Here is a 15,028-nt window from a genome sequence, read left to right as displayed (position 1 = left end):
GGAGAAGCCCAATGGCTCACCACGCACGCTGGACGATGTCGCAAGTTACTGAATTATTCAACAAACCTTTCCTTGAGCTGATGTTTGAAGCGCAACAGGTGCATCGTCAGCACTTCGATCCGCGTCATGTTCAGGTCAGCACGCTACTGTCGATCAAGACCGGCGCCTGCCCCGAAGACTGCAAATATTGCCCGCAGAGCGCGCGCTACAAAACCGGTCTCGAATCCGAGCGTCTGATGGAAGTGGAGCAGGTGCTCGACTCCGCGCGCAAGGCCAAAAACGCGGGCTCAACCCGCTTCTGCATGGGCGCGGCGTGGAAGAACCCGCACGATCGCGATATGCCCTATCTGGAGCAGATGGTGAAGGGCGTGAAGGAGATGGGCCTCGAAGCCTGTATGACGCTCGGCACGCTGAACGAGGAGCAGGCGCAGCGCCTCTCTGCCGCGGGGCTGGACTACTACAACCACAACCTTGATACCTCGCCGGAATTTTACGGCAACATCATCACCACGCGCACCTATCAGGAGCGCCTGGACACGCTGGATAAAGTGCGTGATGCGGGGATCAAGGTCTGCTCCGGCGGCATCGTGGGCTTAGGCGAAACGGTGAAAGACCGCGCGGGCCTGCTGCTGCAGCTGGCGAACCTGCCGACCCCGCCGGAAAGCGTGCCCATCAACATGCTGGTGAAGGTCAAGGGCACGCCGCTGGCGGATAACGAGGACGTGGATGCGTTTGATTTTATTCGCACCATCGCGGTGGCGCGCATCATGATGCCAACGTCTTACGTTCGCCTCTCTGCGGGCCGCGAGCAGATGAACGAGCAGACCCAGGCGATGTGCTTTATGGCCGGCGCCAACTCGATCTTCTACGGCTGCAAGCTGCTGACCACGCCGAACCCGGAAGAGGACAAAGACGTCCAGCTGTTCCGCAAGCTGGGGCTGAACCCTCACCAGACCGGGGTGTTGAAGGGCGATAACGAGCAACAGCAGCAGCTGGAGCAGCAGATTTTCAACGCCGACACCGACCAGTTCTACAACGCGGCAGCCGTATGACCTGGCAGGTACGGATTAATGCCGCGCTGGAAGAACGCCGGGCGGCAGAGGCGTTTCGCGTTCGCAGGGTGGTGGAAAACGGCGCGGGCCGTTTTCTGACCCGCGAGGGACGGCAGTTTTGTAATTTCTCCAGCAATGACTATCTCGGGCTGAGCCAGCATCCGGCCATCGTCCGCGCCTGGCAGCAGGGCGCGGAGCGGTTTGGCGTGGGCAGCGGTGGCTCGGGGCACGTCAGCGGATACACCACGGCGCATCAGGCGCTGGAGGAAGAGCTGGCCGACTGGCTGGGCTATCCGCGCGCGCTGCTGTTTATCTCCGGCTTTGCCGCCAATCAGGCGGTCATCGCGGCCATGATGGGGAAAGAGGACCGCATTGTCGCCGACCGTTTAAGCCACGCCTCCCTGCTGGAGGCTGCAAACTTAAGTCCCGCCCAGCTGCGGCGTTTTGCCCATAACGATGCGTCACAGCTCGCCTCGCTGCTGGACAAACCCTGCGACGGGCAACAGCTGGCAGTCACGGAAGGGGTGTTCAGCATGGACGGCGACAGTGCGCCGCTTGCCGCGCTTCACGAGGCCGCAAAGCGGCAAAACGCCTGGCTGCTGGTCGATGATGCTCACGGCACTGGCGTGATGGGCGATGAAGGACGCGGCAGCGCCCATCAACAAAACGTGAAGCCGGAACTGCTGGTGGTTACCTTCGGCAAAGGCTTTGGCGTCAGCGGCGCCGCCGTGCTGTGCAGCGAATCTGTCGCCGACTATCTGCTGCAGTTTGCCCGTCACCTCATCTACAGCACCAGCATGCCCCCGGCGCAGGCCGTGGCGCTGTCGGCGTCGCTGGCGGTGATCCGTAGCGCAGAAGGGGATGAACGCCGTCAGCAACTGGCAGAGCACATCTCCTGCTTCCGTCAGGGACTGGCGGCGCTTCCCTTCCAGAGTCCCGATTCGCAGAGCGCCATCCAGCCCGTGATTGTCGGCGAAAACGGCCGCGCGCTGGCGCTGGCCCAGGCGCTGCGCGAGCGGGGGATGTGGGTAACGGCCATTCGTCCGCCAACCGTTCCGCCGGGCACCGCGCGTCTGCGCTTAACCCTGACGGCGGCGCATGAGGCGCAGGATATCCAGACGCTGCTGGAGGCGCTTCATGATGCCGGTGAATAAGCAGGCCGTTGCGGCGGCATTTGGCCGGGCCGCGCGGAGCTATTCGCAGCACGATGAACTCCAGCGCCAGAGCGCGCAGGGGCTTCTGGCCGCGCTTGGCGAGAACCGCTTCCCGCAGGTGCTGGACGCCGGCTGTGGTCCCGGCAGCAACAGCCGCTACTGGCGCGAGGCGGGGAGCGAGGTGACGGCCATCGACCTGTCGCCCGCCATGCTGGACGAGGCGCGCCAGCAGCAGGCGGCGCACCACTATGTAGTGGCGGATATCGAGGCGATCCCGCTGGCGGACGCGCAGTTCGATCTGGTCTGGAGCCATCTGGCGGTGCAGTGGTGCAGCAGCCTGCCGCAGGCGTTACGCGAGCTTTATCGCGTCGCACGACCGGGCGGAAAGGTGGCCTTTACCACCTTGCTGGAAAGTTCGCTGCCGGAGCTGAATCAGGCGTGGAAAGCGGTGGATGAGCAGCCGCACGCGAACCGCTTTTTATCGTATGAGCAGGTGACGCAGGCGCTGGCAGGCTGGCGCTGTCGCAGCACGGTGCAAACCATCACGCTTAATTTTAGCGACGCGTTCAGCGCCATGCGCTCTCTGAAGGGTATCGGCGCCACGCACCTGCACGCCGGGCGGGAGAAAAAACCGCTGACCCGGGGGCAGCTGCAACGCCTGGAGCTGGCCTGGCCGCAGCAGCGGGGCCTTTTCCCGCTCTCTTATCAACTTTTTCATGGGATTATCGAACGTGACTGAACGTTATTTTGTTACCGGCACGGATACGGAAGTGGGCAAAACGGTTGCCAGCGCTGCGCTGCTGCAGGCGGCACGACGGCTCGGAAAAAACACCGCCGGATATAAGCCCGTGGCTTCCGGCAGCGAGATGACGGCGGAAGGGTTACGCAACACCGACGCGCTGGCGCTCCAGCGTAACAGTAGCCTTGAGCTTGCCTATTCGGCGGTGAACCCCTATACCTTTGCCGAGCCGACGTCGCCGCACATTATCAGCGCTGACGAAGGCCGTCCGATTGATTTCGCCGTGCTGTCTGCCGGGTTACGGACGCTGGAAAGCCAGGCCGACTGGGTGCTGGTGGAAGGCGCGGGAGGCTGGTTTACGCCACTTTCGGACACGCAGACCTTTGCTGACTGGGTGCAGGCCGAGCGGCTTCCGGTCATTCTGGTCGTCGGCGTGAAGCTGGGCTGCATCAATCACGCCATGCTGACGGCGCAGGCCGTTCAGCAGGCAGGGCTGACGCTGGCAGGCTGGATAGCCAACGACGTGGTTGCGCCGGGCAGGCGGCATCAGGAGTATCTGGCGACCCTCAAGCGCGTGCTCCCGGCACCGTTCCTCGGGGAAATCCCCTGGATTGCTGGCGATGCTGAGCAGGCCGAAACCGGGCGTTATCTCGACCTCAGCGTCTTGCTTCCCGCGACATCCAGTGGGCAATGAGCTCATCGTTCAGCTCGCTAACGTGGCCCTGAGCCACGTTACGCCCGCGATAAAGCATGCAAAACCGATCCGCCACCCGGCGGATAAACGACAGCTGCTGCTCCGCCAGCAGCACCGTCATGCCTAACTCTCGGTTTAAGCGCCCCAGCAGCTGCGCCAGCTTCTGGGCAAATCCGTGTCCTGCCCCATGCGTAGGCTCATCCAGAATCAGCATCCGCGGGCGGTTGACCAGTGCATTCGCCAGGGCAAGCTGATACTGATCCTCTGGCGAAAGGGCATTGCCCCGCGTCTGACGTCGCGCGTAGAGTTCCGGGAACAGATCGTATACGTCGCTTTTCGCCGCCGGGTCGGGTTTCCCCATCGCCCGCATGGCAATATGCAGATTCTCCTCAATCGTCAGTTGAGAGAAAATACGCCTGTCCTGCGGCACATAGCCTATTCCCGGCTCTGAACGTTGTTCCGGTGCCGGGCTGAGCAAATCACGCGGCGGTGCGCCCGCTTCATGCCAGATAATCGTGCCGCTTTCGACGGGGATGTTTCCGGTAATGCAGTTCATCAGGGTGGTTTTGCCCATCCCCGGCAGGCCTATGACGCCTGTACACATCCCTTGCGGAAAATCCAAATTCACGTTCCATAGCGTATGTTGGCTTCCGTAAAACTGATTCACTGCACGCAGACTCAACATCTTTCTCTCCTTAAAAATGCGTAGGGATAGGCCTGACGTGAAGCTGCAAAACGCTTGCCAGAAACCTGAAATCGATTAAAAAAACGACTTTTTTAGGAATAAGCCACAGGAGAGCAGGGTAAAAACGCGTGGCTTGCACATCGACGGTGCCGGGAATGGTGAGTTGTGGTGCAGGACGAAAAATGGCTGAAATGTGAGCAGGATCGCATCTGTTGGTTATGAATGACTCAACTGTTTATCGTCAAAAAAGAGCTATAAAAATTTTTTGTTGCCGCCTCGTGGGAAAATCCGGGAATTTGCTGAGCGGCGGTCTACACGGGCTGGAAGCAGTTATCCACTATTCCTGTGGATAACCATGTGCATTAGAGTTAGAAAACACGCGATAAGCGAGAGAAGACGCGGCTTTCGCCCAAATTGACGCGAAACGCGGCTTTAGAAAATATCGTTTAAAATTTAATTGCTTAGATAAAAGCAATTACCGTAATGAAAGTGTCACTCGTTGCCATAAAACTATCATTACCTGGCTTGACAAATGTTAAAAAAGAAAAAGTTCTGGGGATAACCCAACCTGGCTGGTTTTTTATCTCGTCAGAGCCTAAATTTTGTCCGCTAACGCGCTAATGACTCCGCCGCTACGCTAAATATCCTGACACGCTACTGGTTTTTCATCCAGTGTTTTTTACTGGCATTCCTGGCAACAACGAGTAAAATTACTCACCTGCCGCTTATAACGTCATCAGGTCGTCGCCCATGAGTAAACCGTTCAAACTGAATTCTGCTTTCCGCCCCTCTGGCGATCAGCCTGAGGCGATCCGTCGTCTTAAAGAGGGGCTGGAAGACGGGCTGGCGCACCAGACGCTGCTGGGGGTAACCGGCTCGGGCAAAACGTTTACTGTCGCCAACGTGATCGCTGACCTGCAGCGCCCCACGATGGTGCTTGCACCCAATAAAACCCTCGCGGCACAGCTTTACGGCGAGATGAAAGAGTTCTTCCCGGAAAACGCGGTGGAGTATTTTGTCTCCTACTACGATTACTACCAGCCGGAAGCCTATGTGCCGAGCTCTGATACCTTCATCGAGAAAGATGCTTCGGTGAACGAACACATCGAACAGATGCGACTGTCTGCGACCAAGGCGCTGCTTGAGCGACGCGATGTGGTTGTGGTCGCGTCTGTTTCGGCGATTTACGGCCTGGGCGATCCGGATCTCTATCTGAAGATGATGCTGCATCTGACGCAGGGGATGATCATCGATCAGCGCGCAATTTTGCGCCGTCTGGCCGAGCTGCAGTACACCCGTAATGACCAGGCCTTCCAGCGCGGGACGTTCCGCGTGCGCGGTGAGGTGATCGACATCTTCCCGGCGGAATCGGACGATATGGCGCTGCGCGTCGAGCTGTTTGACGAAGAGGTCGAGCGTTTGTCACTGTTCGACCCGCTGACCGGCCACGTTGAGTCGGTGATACAGCGTTTTACCATCTACCCTAAAACGCACTACGTGACGCCACGCGAGCGTATCGTGCAGGCGATGGAAGAGATCAAAGAGGAGCTTGCAGAGCGCCGTAAGGTGCTTCTGGCTAACAATAAGCTGCTGGAAGAGCAGCGCCTGAGCCAGCGCACCCAGTTCGATCTGGAGATGATGAACGAGCTGGGCTACTGCTCGGGTATCGAAAACTACTCGCGCTTCCTCTCCGGGCGCGGGCCGGGCGAGCCACCGCCGACGCTGTTTGACTACCTTCCGGCCGACGGTCTGCTGGTGATCGACGAATCCCACGTCACGATCCCGCAGATCGGCGGGATGTACCGCGGCGACCGCGCGCGTAAAGAGACGCTGGTGGAGTACGGCTTCCGCCTGCCGTCAGCGCTGGATAACCGTCCGATGAAGTTTGAAGAGTTTGAGGCGCTGGCGCCGCAGACCATCTACGTGTCGGCTACGCCGGGCAACTACGAGCTGGAAAAATCGGGCGATGAGGTGATCGACCAGGTGGTCCGTCCGACCGGGCTGCTGGATCCGATTATCGAAGTGCGCCCGGTGGCGACCCAGGTGGACGATCTGCTCTCTGAGATCCGCGCCCGTTCCGCCATCAACGAGCGCGTGCTGGTGACGACGCTCACCAAGCGCATGGCGGAAGACCTGACCGAGTATCTTGAAGAACACGGTGAGAAGGTGCGCTATCTGCACTCGGATATCGACACCGTGGAGCGCATGGAGATTATCCGCGATCTGCGTCTGGGCGAATTTGACGTGCTGGTGGGGATCAACCTGTTGCGAGAAGGTCTGGATATGCCGGAAGTCTCGCTGGTGGCGATTCTGGACGCCGATAAAGAGGGCTTCCTGCGCTCTGAACGCTCCCTGATCCAGACCATTGGCCGCGCCGCGCGTAACGTCAACGGGAAAGCGATTCTGTACGGCGACAAAATCACCCCGTCGATGGCGAAAGCGATTGGCGAAACGGAACGCCGACGCGAGAAGCAGCAGCGCTACAACGAAGAGCACGGCATTACACCGCAGGGGCTGAACAAGAAGGTGGTGGATATTCTGGCGCTGGGTCAGAACATTGCGAAGACCAAAGCGAAAGGCCGCGGCAAGGCACGTTCTGTGGTGGAAGAAGATACCGTCGTACTGACGCCGAAGGCGCTGCAGCAGAAAATCCACGAGCTGGAAGGGCAGATGATGCAGCACGCCCAGAACCTGGAGTTCGAAGAGGCGGCGCAGATCCGCGACCAGCTGCATCAGCTGCGGGATCTGTTTATTGCGGCATCATAGGTAAAGCGGCGTGTATTCCCCCTCTCTCCGTGGGAGAGGGCTGGGGTGAGGGCATCAGGCCGCACAAAGCGAACCTAACCCAACGCCTGAATCGCTTTCTCCAGCGCCTCGCGCAGCAGGTGGCGGTCGTGACGATATTTAATATCGCTGGCTTCCAGCGGCTCCTGCACCACCACGCGATCGCCAATCCCTGTCACATCCACTTTTGGCCCAACCACGACACCGTCGATAATTTTCTTACCGACGTACTGCTCCATCAGGTCCAGCTTGTCCGCCAGCGACAGGCTCGCCGCTGCCGGGCTCAGCTCACGGCCCAGGTTACCGATATAGACCATCGGGGCAGGGGTGCGACGCAGCGCCTGCGCCAGCTCTTTTACCAGCAGAATGGGCATCAGGCTGGTATAAAAACTGCCTGGACCGATCAGGATAAGATCCGCTTCACCAATGGCCTCCACCGCTTCTCGCGTGGCGGGCACGCTCGGATAGGTCATCAACTCCGTTGGCGGCAGGAGGAGCTGGTCAATATTCACCTCGCCGTAAACTTCATGCCCTTCGGCATCGATTGCCATCAAGTCAACCGGTTGTTCAGACATGGGGATCAGGAATGCATCCACCTTGAGCAGATTACGGATTAAGTTGATGGCTTCCAGAGGCCGTACGCTCAGGTGATCCAGCGCCTTTAACATCAGATTTCCGAGGTTATGCCCGGAAAGTTCGCCATTGCCGCCAAAACGGTACTCAAACATCGCCGACGCGACGCTCGGCTCGGTAATTAACTGGTTCAGGCAATTGCGCATATCTCCCCAGGCAATGCCGCCTTCAGCCCGCCTGATCCGCCCGGTTGAGCCGCCGTTGTCGGTGGTTGTCACTATCCCTGTCAGCCGTGAGCCCAGTGACGACAAAGAGGACATGACGCGGCCCAGGCCGTGGCCTCCGCCAAGAGCGACCACTCGGTCAAGATCCGCAAAAGTGCGATTGCGCATACGTATTCCTTATCACGTTCGATCGCGTAACAGTAACCTAACTACCCCCAAAAGACGATGCCTCACCCAATGCAAAATGACGTATATCAATGCGAAAATGCGGTTTTTAGGTATTCTGTAGCGAAAATGCAGGACTGAATCGCTATATACATAATTATATAGCGAAAAGCGACAATGGCGGAGTGTCGATTTCCACGCTACTATCGCCATAACCACGTTTTCAAAACTGAAAACATACACTCTAGCCCTGGCGCCTGTGTCGAATGATATGGCGCCCTGGCCGTGGCGGATTTGCCACCAGGGTACAGAAAGAAATGACTGTGCCTCCCGATCTGGAAAGGTGTACATGGCTTCACAACTTACTGATGCTTTCGCGCGTAAGTTTTATTACTTGCGTCTGTCGATTACCGATGTGTGCAACTTCCGTTGCACCTACTGCCTGCCCGATGGCTACAAGCCGGGCAGCGTCACCAATAATGGCTTTCTCTCCGTGGATGAAGTGCGCCGCGTCACGCGTGCGTTCTCTGAGCTCGGTACTGAAAAAGTCCGTCTGACCGGTGGCGAACCCTCCCTGCGCCGCGATTTCCCCGACATCATTGCCGCCGTACGCGAAAACGAACGCATCCGCCAGATCGCGGTGACCACCAACGGTTACCGCATGGCGCGTGACGTGGCCAACTGGCGCGACGCTGGCCTAACCGCGATCAACGTCAGCGTGGACAGCCTTGATGCCCGGCAGTTTCACGCCATTACCGGTCAGGACAAGTTCCGCCAGGTGATGGACGGCATCGATGCGGCGTTTACTGCCGGGTTCGAAAAGGTCAAAGTCAACACGGTGCTGATGCGCGACGTTAACCATCATCAGCTCGACACCTTCCTGGCGTGGATTAAATCCCGTCCCATTCAACTGCGTTTTATCGAGCTGATGGAAACGGGCGAGGGCAGCGAACTGTTCCGCCGCCACCATATTTCCGGCATGGTGTTGCGCGACGCGCTGCTGAAACGCGGCTGGATCCACCAGATCCGCCAGCGCAGCGACGGCCCGGCACAGGTCTTTTGTCACCCGGATTACGAAGGCGAGATTGGGCTGATCATGCCCTATGAGAAAGATTTCTGCGCCAGCTGCAACCGCCTGCGCGTCTCTTCCGTCGGCAAACTCCATCTCTGCCTGTTTGGCGACGGTGGCGTGGATCTTCGCGATCTGCTGGAAGACGATGCGCAGCAGGCCGCGCTTGAAGCGCGCATTTCCGAGGCGCTGACGCACAAAAAGCAGACCCACTTCCTGCATCAGGGCAATACCGGCATTACTCAGAACCTGTCCTACATCGGCGGGTAATCAGTCTTTAGAAGGAACCAGAAGATGAGTCAGGTCAGCGCAGAATTTATCCCGACACGCATTGCTATTCTTACCGTTTCCGACCGCCGTGGCGAAGAGGATGATACCTCCGGCCACTGGCTGCGTGAGGCGGCCCATGACGCGGGGCATACCATCGTCGATAAAGCGATTGTGAAAGAGAACCGCTACGCCATTCGCGCGCAGGTCTCTCAGTGGATCGCCAGTGCTGAGGTGCAGGTGGTGCTGATCACCGGCGGCACCGGCTTTACCGCGGGCGATCAGGCCCCCGAGGCGCTGATCCCGCTGTTTGACCGCGAGGTGGAAGGCTTCGGCGAAGTGTTCCGCATGCTCTCCTTTGAAGAGATTGGCACCTCCACGCTGCAGTCGCGCGCGGTGGCCGGCGTGGCAAACAACACGCTGATTTTCGCCATGCCGGGCTCGACCAAAGCCTGCCGCACCGCGTGGGAAAATATTATTGCCCCGCAGCTGGATGCCCGTACCCGTCCGTGTAATTTTCATCCCCATTTGAAGAAGTAAACTATGTCACAACTGACCCACATTAACGCCGCTGGCGAAGCGCATATGGTGGATGTCTCCGCCAAGGCCGAAACGGTGCGCGAGGCGCGTGCTGAGGCATTCGTCACCATGCTGCCTGAGACGCTGGCGATGATTATCGACGGCAGCCACCACAAGGGTGACGTCTTTGCGACCGCCCGCATCGCCGGTATTCAGGCTGCAAAACGGACCTGGGACCTCATCCCGCTCTGCCATCCGCTGATGCTGAGCAAGGTGGAAGTGAACCTGCAGGCGCAGCCGGAGCACAACCGCGTGCGTATTGAGTCCCTCTGTCGCTTAACCGGCAAAACCGGCGTGGAGATGGAAGCCCTGACGGCGGCCTCCGTCGCCGCGCTGACCATCTACGACATGTGCAAAGCGGTGCAGAAAGATATGGTGATTGGCCCGGTTCGTCTGCTGGCAAAAAGCGGCGGCAAATCCGGTGATTTTAAGGTGGACAGCCATGATTAAGGTGCTCTTTTTCGCCCAGGTGCGTGAGCTGGTCAATACTGACAGCCTGACGCTGGACGCCTCTTTTGAAAACGTCGCCGCCCTGCGCGCGCACCTGGCGGCACAAAGCGACCGCTGGGCGCTGGCGCTCGACGAAGGCAAGCTGCTGGCGGCCGTTAACCAGACGCTGGTGGAGTTCACCCACCCGCTGACTGAAGGGGATGAAGTGGCCTTCTTCCCGCCGGTCACAGGGGGCTAAGATGGCTGAAACCCGAATTCTGGTCGGTCCCGAGCGCTTTAACGTCGGTACAGAATATGACTGGCTGGCGGAGCGCGATGAAGACGGCGCGGTCGTTACGTTCACCGGTAACGTGCGTAACCACAATCTCGGCGACAGCGTAAAAGCGCTGACGCTGGAGCACTATCCGGGCATGACGGAGAAATCGCTGGCGGCAATTGTGGATGAAGCGCGAGGCCGCTGGCCGCTCGGGCGGGTCACGGTGATCCACCGCATCGGCGAGATGTGGCCCGGCGAAGAGATTGTCTTTGTCGGCGTGACCAGCGCGCACCGCGGTAGCGCCTTTGCGGCAGGGGAGTTCATTATGGATTACCTCAAAACCAAAGCGCCGTTCTGGAAGCGCGAAGCCACGCCGGAAGGCGACCGCTGGGTGGAATCTCGCGACAGCGATAAACAGGCTGCCAGCCGTTGGTAGTCGGTTTACGTGGATGTGTTACTCTTAATGTGTGTGTCTTCTTAACCTTAATCAGGAGTGAATCATGGACCGATTTCCGCGTTCCGATTCAATAGTACAGCAGACCCGTAGCGGGCTGCAGACGTATATGGCGCAGGTGTACGGCTGGATGACGGTCGGCCTGCTGCTTACCGCGTTTATCGCGTGGTATGCGGCGAACACGCCTGAGCTGATGATGTTTATCTTCTCCAGCAAAATCACCTTCTTTGGGCTGATTATCGCACAGCTGGCGCTGGTGTTTGTGCTTTCCGGCCTGGTGCAGAAACTCAGTGCCGGAATGGCGACCACGCTGTTTATGCTCTATTCGGCATTGACCGGCTTGACGCTCTCCAGCATTTTCATCGTCTACACCTACTCCTCCATCGCCAGCACCTTCGTGGTGACCGGCGGGATGTTCGGCGTGATGAGCCTGTACGGTTACACCACCAAACGTGACCTGAGCGGCTTAGGTAATATGCTGTTTATGGGGCTGATCGGGATTGTGCTGGCATCGCTGGTGAACCTGTGGCTGAAGAGCGACGCGCTGATGTGGGCCGTGACCTATATCGGGGTGGTGGTCTTCGTTGGCTTGACGGCCTACGACACCCAGAAGCTGAAAAACATCGGCGAGCAGATCGACGTGCGCGACAGTTCCAACCTGCGCAAATACTCGATTCTGGGCGCGCTGACGCTCTATCTGGACTTCATCAACCTGTTCCTGATGCTGCTGCGGATTTTCGGCAACCGTCGCTGAGGTTGCTTTGCCGGGTGGCGGTGCGGTCTGGTGCCCTCACCCTGACCCTCTCCCACGGGAGAGGGAACAAAAACTAAAAACGGCAACAAAGTTGCCGTTTTGCTTTTATCTCGCCATTGCCTTCTCATTTTTCGCCCGTAACTTTTTCGCCCGGCTCTCCAGCACCAGATAACAGACCGTTGCCAGCGCCAGCGGCAGGAAGTAATAGAGCATGCGGTAGGCGAGCAGGGCGGCAATAATTGTCCCCTGTGAAACATGTTCTCCGGCCAGCAGCGCGATAAACACCGCCTCCAGCACACCAATTCCCGCCGGAATATGCACGATAACCCCGGCGATACTGCTCACCAGCAGCACGCCCAGCACGAAGAAGTAGTTCACGTCCTCGCCAATCAACAGCCAGATGATCGCCCCCATCGCCATCCAGTTGGCGCTGGATACCGCCATCTGCAGCACCGCGAACTTCCACGACGGCAGTACCAGTTTCTGCCCTTTAATGGTCATATGGCGGCGTTTGGCAAAGGCGCAGGCCCACAGATACACGGCGATGATCAGCAGCAGCACGATGCCGAGAATGCGCAGCGTGGCCTCGTCGATATACCAGTGCGCGGGCAGCTGCACCACGCCGATGGTGAAAATCACCCCGCCCAGCAGAATGTACCCCAGCCAGTTGGTGGTGATACTCAGCGAGAAAATGCGGGTGATGGTGCCACCCGGTAATCCGAGACGCGAGTACAGGCGATAGCGCATGCCGATGCCGCCCACCCAGGTGCTCAGCGTCAGGTTGAAGGCGTAGCAGATAAACGACACCAGCATCACCTGACGTTTAGCCAGCTTGTGGCCGCAGTAGGCGCGACCGAGCAGGTCGTAGCAGCCGTACATCAGGTAGCTGACGATAACCAGCCCTACGGCGCCCAGCAGCACCAGCCGGTTATAGTTGCGGATGACCTTCCACACCTCTTCCCAGTCCACTTTCTGCGCGTAGACCACCAGCAGTACCGCGACCGCGATAAAGAATACCCAGGTGAGGATTTTTTTCGCCAGCCGCCAGCGAGGATGAGATTTTGACATCAGGGTTTGCCTCCATCTTCCGCTTCAACGCGGTCCTGGGTTTCCATTTCAGGTTGTACCGGCGGATCAACCTGCGCCAGCTTTGGCGTATGCGCCGGCAGCCAGCCGACCATCGCCGGGAAGTGGCGCAGGAAGTGGAACACCACCACGCCGATGCCAACGTTCCACCAGCTCCGTTTCGGCACCATGGACTCATCCACCCGTACGCAGTCCTTATGGATAAGTCCCTGAAGGTTATCCCGCAGGGTCTGGTTAAACTGACGGTCGTGGATGATCAGGTTCGCTTCCAGGTTCAGCGACAGGCTCAGCGGATCGAGGTTACTGGAGCCGACGGTTGCCCAGTGGTCATCCATGACGGCCACTTTGCCGTGCAGCGGGCGGCGGCGGTATTCATATATCTGCACGCCGCTTTTCACCAGGTAGCGGTAGAGCAGGCGCGCGCCCACCTTCACAATCGGCATATCCGGCTCGCCCTGCACAATCAGTTTAACGCTCACGCCGCGTCGGGCCGCGTTGCGCATGGCGTGCAGAATACGGTAGCCGGGGAAGAAATAGGCGTTGGCGATAATCACTTCGCGCTTCGCATTGGCCAGCATCTTCAGGTAATGACGTTCAATATCGTCCCGATGCTCCTCGTTGTCCCGCCAGACAAACAGCGCCTGCGCTTCGCCGGGCTTGCGGTTCTCTTCCGGGCGATGACGGCGTCGCCACCAGCGGCGAGCGGCCTCTTTACCGGGCAAGTTTTCCAGCACGAACAGCTGGATGTCCTGAACCACCGGTCCCTCAATGCGGATCGCGTAGTCCTGCTTGGCCTCCGGGCCGTAATCCGACATATGCTCGGCGGAGTAGTTAATGCCGCCCACGAACGCCACCGTTTCGTCCACTACGACGATTTTGCGGTGCATGCGGCGGAACAGGTTGGTGCGCATGCCGAACAGACGCGGACCGGGATCGTAATAGCGGAACACCACGCCGGCGGCGGTGAGCTCGTTAACAAATTCATCGCTAAGATCCGGCGAGCCATATCCATCGAGCAGCGCCTCGATTTTTATCCCGCGCCGGGCGGCATGCAGCAGTACGCTGTGCAGCTGCCTGCCAACGTCGTCTTCAAACCAGATAAACGTTTCAAGGTAGACTTTCTGCTGTGCGTGGCTAATCGCCTCAAAGACCGCCGGATAAAAGTTATCGCCGTTTTCCAGCAGCGTAATACGGTTACCTTCCTGCCAGGTGCATTTCATAAGTGGATCTCCGCGCTCAGCGGGGCATGGTCGGAAAGATGTCGCCAGTTCAGTAACGCCAGCGCCGTCGGGCTGCTGGCATGCGCATTTTTCACGTAGATGCGGTCCAGGCGCAGCAGGGGGAAGCGCACCGGAAACGTCCGTGCGGGACGACCATGTGCCCGGGTGAAAATTTCTTCCAGTCCCGCTTTGACCTTCAGCGGATGGTTGGCGCGCTGCCGCCAGTCGTTAAAATCCCCGGCGACCACCACGGGTTCGCCTTCCGGCAGCGCATTGGTCCAGTCCGCCAGCATCTGCAGCTGCGCCTGGCGGTGGGCTTCACGCAGTCCGAGGTGAACGCAGCCCACGTGAACCGGAACGTCAAGTTCCGGCGGCGTGATGCGGCAGTAAAGCAGCCCGCGCTTTTCGCTCTCCCCGACGGAAACGTCCCGGTTCTCATAATGTTCTATAGGAAAACGCGACAGCACCGCATTACCGTGATGGCCTTCCGGATAGACCGCGTTGCGGCCGTAAGCGTAATCGCTCCACATGGTGTCGGCCAGGAATTCATAGTGCGGCGTATCGGGCCAGTTTTCGAAATGCATGGGGTGTACCTCGTGCGCGCCCATCACCTCCTGCAGGCAGACAATGTCCGCGCTGACGGTGCGTACCGCGTCGCGCAGCTCCGGTAAAATGAAGCGGCGGTTAAATGCTGTGAAGCCCTTATGAATGTTTATCGTCAGCACCTTAAGCGAGAAATGCTGCGTTTTTTTGCTCATAAACACCTTCCTGGGTGACTATCCCGATGAAAATAAAGTGTAGTCGGCGTCACAAAAAGATGCGG

The 15,028-nt window shown here is 58.8% G+C and carries 16 protein-coding genes and 1 riboswitch; of the genes, 11 read left to right on the top strand and 5 right to left on the bottom strand.

All coding sequences use genetic code 11. The annotated features are described in order from the left end of the window. Positions 1-11: 11 nt before the first annotated feature. The 4 genes from bioB to bioD are packed head-to-tail and all read left to right on the top strand — an operon-like array spanning position 12 to position 3,639. Positions 12-1,052 (top strand): biotin synthase BioB, encoded by a 1,041-nt coding sequence (gene bioB / locus ACTJI7_RS05470; RefSeq protein WP_126326693.1) that lies wholly within the window; start codon positions 12-14, stop codon positions 1,050-1,052. Beyond that, entirely contained in the window at positions 1,049-2,206 is a 1,158-nt protein-coding gene (bioF, locus tag ACTJI7_RS05465; protein WP_126326691.1) for an 8-amino-7-oxononanoate synthase, read from the top strand. The genes bioB and bioF overlap by 4 nt, the downstream gene beginning before the upstream one ends. Next, a complete protein-coding gene (gene bioC / locus ACTJI7_RS05460) occupies positions 2,190-2,945 on the top strand; it encodes a malonyl-ACP O-methyltransferase BioC (RefSeq protein ID WP_045259949.1) in 756 nt (251 codons plus the stop codon). Before bioF ends, bioC begins: the two co-directional genes overlap by 17 nt. Further along, a complete protein-coding gene (bioD, locus tag ACTJI7_RS05455) occupies positions 2,938-3,639 on the top strand; it encodes a dethiobiotin synthase (RefSeq protein ID WP_069732602.1) in 702 nt (233 codons plus the stop codon). The genes bioC and bioD overlap by 8 nt, the downstream gene beginning before the upstream one ends. Here the strand turns inward: bioD and ACTJI7_RS05450 are convergent. Then, the gene (locus ACTJI7_RS05450; RefSeq protein WP_236278434.1) at positions 3,602-4,324 is read right to left on the bottom strand and encodes an ABC transporter ATP-binding protein; all 723 of its coding nucleotides are present in this window, start codon (positions 4,322-4,324) and stop codon (positions 3,602-3,604) included. The two genes, bioD and ACTJI7_RS05450, sit on opposite strands and share 38 nt — an antisense overlap. Positions 4,325-5,074: 750 nt before the next feature. Here ACTJI7_RS05450 and uvrB point away from each other — a divergent pair. Next, positions 5,075-7,090, top strand: a complete 2,016-nt coding sequence (uvrB, locus tag ACTJI7_RS05445) for an excinuclease ABC subunit UvrB (protein WP_028012419.1) — start codon at positions 5,075-5,077, stop codon at positions 7,088-7,090. Positions 7,091-7,164: 74 nt separating this feature from the next. Here the strand turns inward: uvrB and yvcK are convergent, their stop codons facing one another. Next, positions 7,165-8,073: a uridine diphosphate-N-acetylglucosamine-binding protein YvcK gene (yvcK, locus tag ACTJI7_RS05440; protein ID WP_028012420.1), complete on the bottom strand. Its 909-nt coding sequence runs from the start codon at positions 8,071-8,073 to the stop codon at positions 7,165-7,167. Between the two features lie 225 nt (positions 8,074-8,298). Continuing rightward, positions 8,299-8,432: riboswitch (molybdenum cofactor riboswitch) on the top strand. Between yvcK and moaA the strand changes: the two genes are divergently transcribed. The 6 genes from moaA (at position 8,420) to ACTJI7_RS05410 (ending at position 11,899) form a co-directional block, all read left to right on the top strand. After that, the gene (gene moaA, locus ACTJI7_RS05435) at positions 8,420-9,409 is read left to right on the top strand and encodes a GTP 3',8-cyclase MoaA (protein ID WP_049136981.1); all 990 of its coding nucleotides are present in this window, start codon (positions 8,420-8,422) and stop codon (positions 9,407-9,409) included. (Overlaps the previous riboswitch by 13 nt.) Positions 9,410-9,433: 24 nt before the next feature. Beyond that, complete coding sequence (gene moaB / locus ACTJI7_RS05430) at positions 9,434-9,946, top strand: molybdenum cofactor biosynthesis protein B (RefSeq protein ID WP_028012422.1); 513 nt, start codon at positions 9,434-9,436, stop codon at positions 9,944-9,946. A gap of 3 nt (positions 9,947-9,949) precedes the next feature. Further along, entirely contained in the window at positions 9,950-10,435 is a 486-nt protein-coding gene (moaC, locus tag ACTJI7_RS05425) for a cyclic pyranopterin monophosphate synthase MoaC (RefSeq protein ID WP_008501142.1), read from the top strand. Beyond that, positions 10,428-10,673, top strand: a complete 246-nt coding sequence (moaD, locus tag ACTJI7_RS05420; protein WP_045259953.1) for a molybdopterin synthase sulfur carrier subunit — start codon at positions 10,428-10,430, stop codon at positions 10,671-10,673. Before moaC ends, moaD begins: the two co-directional genes overlap by 8 nt. A 1-nt stretch (position 10,674) precedes the next feature. Then, complete coding sequence (gene moaE, locus ACTJI7_RS05415; RefSeq protein ID WP_440669825.1) at positions 10,675-11,127, top strand: molybdopterin synthase catalytic subunit MoaE; 453 nt, start codon at positions 10,675-10,677, stop codon at positions 11,125-11,127. A gap of 64 nt (positions 11,128-11,191) precedes the next feature. Then, positions 11,192-11,899, top strand: coding sequence for a Bax inhibitor-1/YccA family protein (locus ACTJI7_RS05410; protein WP_010428846.1), 708 nt, complete (start codon positions 11,192-11,194; stop codon positions 11,897-11,899). A gap of 105 nt (positions 11,900-12,004) precedes the next feature. On the opposite strand, the gene ACTJI7_RS05405 is transcribed toward ACTJI7_RS05410, so the two are convergent. The 3 genes from ACTJI7_RS05405 to ACTJI7_RS05395 are packed head-to-tail and all read right to left on the bottom strand — an operon-like array spanning position 12,005 to position 14,963. Then, positions 12,005-12,967: a YbhN family protein gene (locus ACTJI7_RS05405; RefSeq protein ID WP_348596850.1), complete on the bottom strand. Its 963-nt coding sequence runs from the start codon at positions 12,965-12,967 to the stop codon at positions 12,005-12,007. Further along, positions 12,967-14,205 carry a cardiolipin synthase ClsB gene (gene clsB / locus ACTJI7_RS05400; protein WP_045259955.1) on the bottom strand — a complete coding sequence of 413 codons (1,239 nt, stop codon included), beginning with the start codon at positions 14,203-14,205 and terminating at the stop codon, positions 12,967-12,969. The genes ACTJI7_RS05405 and clsB overlap by 1 nt, the downstream gene beginning before the upstream one ends. Continuing rightward, positions 14,202-14,963, bottom strand: coding sequence for an endonuclease/exonuclease/phosphatase family protein (locus tag ACTJI7_RS05395; protein ID WP_041910727.1), 762 nt, complete (start codon positions 14,961-14,963; stop codon positions 14,202-14,204). Before ACTJI7_RS05395 ends, clsB begins: the two co-directional genes overlap by 4 nt. Between the last annotated feature and the right edge of the window lie 65 nt (positions 14,964-15,028).

Source organism: Enterobacter sp. 22499 (assembly GCF_052044815.1).
GTDB lineage: Bacteria > Pseudomonadota > Gammaproteobacteria > Enterobacterales > Enterobacteriaceae > Enterobacter > Enterobacter bugandensis.
This window is presented reverse-complemented; position numbering and strand designations above follow the sequence as displayed.